We start from the raw sequence: 1,128 nt of genomic DNA on the forward strand, positions 1-1,128 counted from the left end.
AGCCTCACAGCTTGCTTGCGCCTTTCGTGCTGTTCTTGCCGCGACAGCTTGCGTCCGTCTTCTTTGTCCATTTCTATCAGTTGGGGGCGGACACCAATAAATCAACCCTTAGTTGCCGGGTGAATAAGTAGATTTGAATGCTGCCTCAATGCGGGGTGGTGCCTTATGATTTATGGCGTTTTTTCTTGTCGCTGCTTATCTTGAGTGAGTCCCCCATGCAACTTGTCGAGATCTATATCCATCCTCTTAAGTCTTGCCGGGGAAATAGGCTGGACAGTGCACTGGTTGAAGCCATGGGGCTGGAACATGATCGACGGTGGATGTTGATTGATATAGACGGCAATTTCATGACTGGCCGGCAGTACCCGAAGTTGGTATTGATTGAGGTGGTAGCGGATGAAGCTGGTGCCACTTTTTCTGCGCGTGGTGCGGATACATTACGCGTGGAGCATCAGGAGATGGTGGAACGCTTACCTGTGGTTGTATGGCGTAGTGCGTTCGACGCACAGACGGGGAGTTGGAATGCGGATTTTTGGTTCTCTGACTTTTTAGGCGTGGCTTGCCGTTTGGTATATATCGGCACAGACACGAGTCGCCGCTCCAATATTGATCCTACGGTACCGGTTGGATTTGCTGATGGCTACCCTTTGCTTTTAATCGGCAGTGCTTCGCTGGCTGACTTGAATACTCGGCTTAGCCAGCCGGTGACCATGCGCCACTTTCGGCCTAATTTGGTAATAAATACTGAACATGCCTATGCCGAGGATGACTGGCGGCATATTCGTATCGGTGACGTGATGTTCGAAAACGTAAAACCATGCGCACGTTGTATTTTCACGACGGTTGATCCTGACAGCGCCACTCTGCATGCGGAACGCCAACCGTTGGAGGCGCTGAATACTTATCGACGCAGCGAGAGCGGCACAATATTTGGCGTCAATCTTGTGGCGCGAAGCCAAGGTGTATTACGACTGAATGATCCCGTGGTGGTCTTGGATTAATCACTGATGTTACGCAGTAGCTGCGAGAAGCAGCTGTAACTGATCATAAGCCGCGCGGGAGGCGTTGATCAGTAACTTGCGGCAAAGTGCGAATGGGTTCTTCTGCGTCTTGATGCTCAGGCATTCA

At 51.1% G+C, this 1,128-nt stretch carries 1 protein-coding gene; it reads left to right on the forward strand.

Going from position 1 to position 1,128, the window contains the following annotated elements; genetic code table 11:
- Positions 1-185: 185 nt before the first annotated feature.
- A complete protein-coding gene (locus CSQ89_RS21590; RefSeq protein WP_158229093.1) occupies positions 186-1,001 on the forward strand; it encodes an MOSC domain-containing protein in 816 nt (271 codons plus the stop codon).
- Positions 1,002-1,128 lie beyond the last annotated feature (127 nt).

The organism is Chitinimonas sp. BJB300 (genome assembly GCF_002735695.1).
Lineage (GTDB): Bacteria > Pseudomonadota > Gammaproteobacteria > Burkholderiales > Chitinimonadaceae > Chitinimonas.